General features: G+C 72.9%; 1 protein-coding gene. It reads right to left on the reverse strand.

What is annotated here, in order from left to right; translation table 11 throughout:
- On the reverse strand, positions 1-959 hold a 959-nt coding region (locus D8Y23_RS16925), incomplete at both ends, for a phytoene desaturase family protein (RefSeq protein ID WP_164878299.1).

The raw sequence follows: 959 nt of genomic DNA on the forward strand, positions 1-959 counted from the left end.
GCTGCTGACCCACGAGAACGAAGGGGCGTTCCGGCATCCGCCCCTCGACGACATCCCGTTCGGCCGCCGTGATCTCCTGGGGCGAACCCGCCAGGTGCACGGTACCCGCGCGTCCGGTCTCCTCCGCCCGCCACGGCACGCCGCCGGCGACGGCGAACTCCACCTTGAAGGCCGCCGGTCCGGGGCGGAACCGACGGAACGCCGCCGCGGTGCGGCGCGGCAGGCTTCCGCCGAGGATCTCGGCCACCGCGTGCGGATGCACGTCCAGCATGGCCACGTCGTGGGGGGGCAGATCGCGCCGCGAACGCACACGGCGACCGGTCTCGAACGTCACGCCGCGCGCCGTCAGGCGGTCGATCACCGCCGAGGTGAGCGAACCCGTACCCCCGGCGACCACCGGCCATCCCACGGCGTGCCCGGCGGTGATGATGCCCGCGCCGATCCCCCCCACCAGGGGCAGGTCGAGGCGCTGGAACGCATGGGCGGCGACGCCCAGGAAGAGGGCCCGGGTGCGCTCCTGAGCGAAGGCGCGAGCGGTCCACACCGGCGGAAGTGCCGCCACGGCGCCGAATCGGGCGAGGAGCAGGGGATGACGCGGGATGCCGACGAGCGGACGCAGGATGTCTTCCGACAACGCCGCGAAAGACCGTGACGACGGCCCGAACATGGCACGCCATCTCCACCCGTCGTCGCCGAGGCCGACAGCGGTGTCGTCGACGGAACGACGCAGCAACACGACATCCCCGTCGTCGAGCGGGTGGGCACAGTCGATCTCCGGAAGTCTCCACGGCGATTCCGGCAGGTCGAGGTCGGCAAAGTAGGGCGAACCCGCGGCCATGGGGTGCACCGCGGCGCAGTGGTCCTGGATGAGACCCGCGAGGAGGGGCTCGCTGTTGCGCGCCCCTCCCCCCAGTTCCTCGGCGGCCTCGACGACATGGACGTCGAGGCCGGCGGCCGCC

It is taken from the genome of Microbacterium enclense (assembly GCF_004022425.1).
Lineage (GTDB): Bacteria > Actinomycetota > Actinomycetes > Actinomycetales > Microbacteriaceae > Microbacterium > Microbacterium enclense_A.